This is a genomic window from Geomonas sp. (genome assembly GCF_035254065.1).
In the GTDB taxonomy this organism is placed as follows: Bacteria; Desulfobacterota; Desulfuromonadia; order Geobacterales; family Geobacteraceae; genus Geomonas.
Genome location: NZ_DATFBA010000290.1, coordinates 1 through 4,043 on the forward strand (window position 1 = coordinate 1; position 4,043 = coordinate 4,043).

Consider the following 4,043-nt stretch of genomic DNA (forward strand, 5'->3'; position numbering starts at 1 on the left):
ACTATCGCAAGAAGTATCGTGACCTCGAGCAGGGGGACACTCGCATGATCGACACCGAGGACCCACTGATCGGTGTCTACGCGCACCGCCTGTTGCTGAAGGCCCAGGACAGCGTGGACATGGAAGGGCGCCGGGCCCCTCCCCGTCACAACGGAGTGGGGGTGTTGCAGGTTACCATACGGCGGGACGGCTCCCTGGAAGGGGTCCGGATCATGGAACCAAGCGGCAACAAGGATGTCGATGACTTCTTCATCCGCTCCGTCTACAAGACCGGGTACGTCGGTCCACTCCCCAAGAAATGGCCGCACGAGAAGCTGAACCTCGTCTGGGTCTATTCCGCCCATGTGATGCCAGGCTCCCCCTAAGGCGGTCAGCCGCGCGGATGCCGTCACGCCACCGGCAGCGCCACTACCCCCAGCGCCAGAGAGCTAGGATCAGCACGATGACAAAGACGATGCCGAGATTCATGTAGGCCATGAAGAAAAAGACCCGTTCGTGCAGCGGCTTTTCCTGCCGGCCGGACGAAAGCAGCTCACCGACCTGCCTCATGGCGAGGATCTTTTCCTCCCCATGCGGAGCCAGCTTCAGCGCTTCGGTAAGATCTGCCCCGGCAGCATGCCGCCCCATGTGCATCCCCTGTTTCCAGAGCCGGCTGGCGGTCACGTCGTAGATCCGGTTATTGAAGGCAAAGAGGGCGGGTCTCCCCTCTTTGCCGTCACAACGGGCAAGTTCGTCACTGGTGAGGTCACCGGTGGCTACCACCGGAGCAGCCCCCATCTTTCTCTTCAGGCGAGGGCCTATCACCAGGACCGCCACCAGCCCCGAGAGGACCATGACCAGGTAAAAACCTACCTTGATCATCAGCAGAATGCCGAAACGGGTATGGAGGAGCATATCCAGAGAGGTGATCCTAAAGCAGGTGAGGATGGCCCCGGTCACCCCCATCACGGCCATCGACAGCAGGCCGACCTTCACCTCTCCGCGCGGCAGGCCTTGGGAGGCGTAGGCCGGTTTCAGGACGAGATGGACGTAGAGGATGGTGCCGAACCAGAGGATGGCGGTCAGGAAATGAAGGTAGCCTGCGGCAAGCCTCCCCAGCTTGGCTGGCAGGGAAGGCCCCGCCTGCTCCGGTGAGGCATGGAGGGAGGCGGCGTAACTCTTCCCCGCTGCCGTCAATTCTCCTCCCCCTGCCGGATCGAGATGGCAGAACGAGCAGGTTTTCCCGGTCGCCTTGGCGAATTGTTCGGTGGCAAAGCTGCGGGCCGGGGTCGCCACCAGCACGCAGAGGGCCAGCAGGACATACAAAAGGAGAAAAGATAGCCGAACCCCGCGGTTCCCCCCTCCCCTTCCCTGCTTGAAGAAATCTTGTTTGTCAGCCACCAGAAACCTCCCCTCTATTGCATTTCATAGGTCCACTTTTCCCAGGCGTCACCACGTACGCAAGGAAGTCCTGCACTTTACACCGGTCAAGAGAGATTTCCAAGGAATTTGGGTCTTCAAATACCGCGACCAGTGGGGAGTGGTAAAAGAAAGGCCAGCTCATAAAGGGCTGGCCTTGTTCATTCTGGTGACCCGGCCTTGTTCACCAGTGAAGGTTGCCAAGGCTCCGGCCACAGATCAGGCAAGATCGAAGCGGTCGAGATTCATGACCTTGTTCCAGGCCGCCACGAAGTCATGCAGGAACTTCTCCTCAGCATCCTCGCAACCATAGACCTCGGCGATGGCGCGCAGTTGGGAGTTGGAACCGAAGATCAGATCGACCCGGGTGCCGGTCCATTTCACTTCGCCCGTTGCGCGGTCGCGCCCCTCGAAGATCCCCTCGTCTGCCGGGGCAGCCTTCCACACGGTAGCCATGTCCAGCAGATTCACGAAGAAGTCGTTGGTGAGAGCCTCGGGGCGCCTGGTGAATACCCCGTGTGGTGTCTGCCTGAAGTTGGCGTTCAAGACGCGCAGACCGCCGACCAGTACGGTCATCTCAGGGGCGGTAAGGGTCAACAGTTGCGCCCGGTCGACCAGCAGCCTCTCGGCGGTTACCGCGAAGTTCTTCTTGAGATAGTTCCGGAACCCATCCGCTGCCGGTTCCAGGACGCCGAACGCTGCCACGTCGGTCTGCTCCTGCGACGCATCGGTGCGTCCCGGGGTGAAGGGGACGGTTATCGCGTGGCCGGCATTTTTTGCTGCCTGCTCGATACCTGCGCAGCCCCCCAGCACGATGAGATCGGCCAGCGAAACCGTCTTTGCGCCCGCGCCATTGAACTGCGTCCGGATACCCTCCAGGGTCTCTAACACGGCCTTCAATTGGTCCGGCTGGTTCACCTCCCACCTCTTTTGGGGGGCCAGTCGGATACGAGCCCCGTTGGCACCGCCACGCTTGTCGGAGCCGCGGAAGGTGGAAGCCGATGCCCAGGCAGTGGAGACCAGTTGGGAGACCGACAGCCCCGAAGCGAGGACCATCCCCTTCAGGCGGGCGATGTCCTGCTCGTCGATCAACGGGTGGCTCCGCGCGGGCAGAGGGTCCTGCCAGAGGAGTTCCTCGGCGGGAACCAGGGGGCCGAGATAGCGCGAGCGGGGGCCCATGTCGCGGTGGGTCAGCTTGAACCAGGCCCGGGCAAAGGCGTCGGCGAGTTCGGCGGGGTTTTCGCGGTAGCGCTTGGCAATGGGTGCATAGACGGGGTCCATCTTCAGGGCAAGATCCGTGGTGAGCATCATGGGGGCGTGGCGCTTGACCGGGTCGTGGGCGTCCGGCACGGTACCCGCCGCCGAGGGATCTGTAGGCTTCCACTGCTGCGCACCGGCGGGACTCCTGGTCAGTTCCCAGTCATAGCCGAACAGGACGTCGAGGTAGCCGTTGTCCCATGTAACCGGGTTGGTGGTCCAGGCGCCTTCCAGACCGCTGGTGACGGTATGAGCGCCCATTCCCTTGCCGAAGCTGCATTTCCAGCCAAGCCCCTGCTCCTCGATGGAGGCCCCCTCCGGCTCGGGCCCCACCTGCGAGGCGGGAGCCGCTCCGTGGCATTTGCCGAAGGTATGCCCCCCCACGATGAGGGCGACCGTCTCCTCGTCATTCATCGCCATGCGTGCGAAGGTCTCGCGAATGTCCTTGGCCGCAGCGAGCGGATCCGGGTTGCCGTTGGGGCCCTCCGGGTTAACGTAGATGAGCCCCATCTGCACGGCAGCGAGGGGGTTCTCGAGCACCCGCTCGCCCGTGTAGCGTTTGTCCCCCAGCCAGGTGTCCTCGCCCCCCCAGTAGGTCTCGTCCGCTTCCCAGACGTCCTCACGCCCGCCGCCAAAGCCGAAGGTCTTGAACCCCATCGACTCCAGCGCGCAGTTGCCGGCGAGGATCATGAGGTCGGCCCAGGAGATCTTTTTTCCATACTTCCGCTTGATCGGCCAGAGCAGACGCCGCGCCTTGTCGAGGTTCGCGTTGTCCGGCCAACTGTTCAGCGGGGCAAAGCGCTGGTAGCCGGCCCCTGCGCCGCCGCGGCCGTCGCCGATGCGGTAGGTGCCTGCGCTGTGCCACGCCATCCGGATGAACAAGGGGCCGTAGTGCCCGTAGTCCGCCGGCCACCACTCCTGCGAGGTGGTCATGAGCTGGAAGATGTCCTTCTTCACCGCGTCAAGGTCGAGGGTCTTGAAGGCCTCCGCGTAATTGAAGGCTGCCCCCATGGGATTGGACGCAGGAGAGTTCTGCTGCAGGATCTTAAGGTTCAGCTGGTTCGGCCACCAATCCCGGTTCGTCCTGGCGACGACCTCCTGTAGGTCCGCTCTCCCCATTTCCGGTCCCTTCACGTCCTCATTCATGGCATTTGCTCCCTTTTTTTCGAGTGGCCGTCCACTCCGCCGCGACATTCCTTACCTACCGTGCCACGTTGAACCTCTGTTCCGCCCATTTGCCTGAAAATCTACCACCCCGTCCCCTGGATTTCGAGGGTCGCCCCCGCAACCACGCGCTGTAGTCCCTAATCGTGGCCTAGCCTTGATTGTATCCAAGAAATGCGGTTTGTGAATTGCGGCGGCATGGCTGTGGTTTCGAGCCCTCGACC

General features: G+C 62.5%; 3 protein-coding genes. 1 reads left to right on the forward strand and 2 read right to left on the reverse strand.

All coding sequences use genetic code 11. The features are described from left to right. A partial coding sequence (locus VJ604_RS13300) for a TonB C-terminal domain-containing protein (protein WP_324083272.1) occupies positions 1 to 365 on the forward strand: 365 nt, incomplete at its 5' end. Positions 366 to 408: 43 nt separating this feature from the next. Here VJ604_RS13300 and VJ604_RS13305 read toward each other — a convergent pair. Together VJ604_RS13305 and katG are read right to left on the reverse strand one after the other, a co-directional pair. Continuing rightward, entirely contained in the window at positions 409 to 1,380 is a 972-nt protein-coding gene (locus VJ604_RS13305) for a cytochrome B5 (protein ID WP_324083274.1), read from the reverse strand. 237 nt (positions 1,381 to 1,617) lie between these two features. Beyond that, a complete protein-coding gene (gene katG / locus VJ604_RS13310) occupies positions 1,618 to 3,801 on the reverse strand; it encodes a catalase/peroxidase HPI (protein WP_324083275.1) in 2,184 nt (727 codons plus the stop codon). Positions 3,802 to 4,043 lie beyond the last annotated feature (242 nt).

Coding starts and splice junctions, on each gene's coding strand:
- katG (WP_324083275.1), bottom strand. CDS start 3,801: ATGAATGAGGACGTGAAGGGACCGGAAATGGGGAGAGCGGACCTACAG.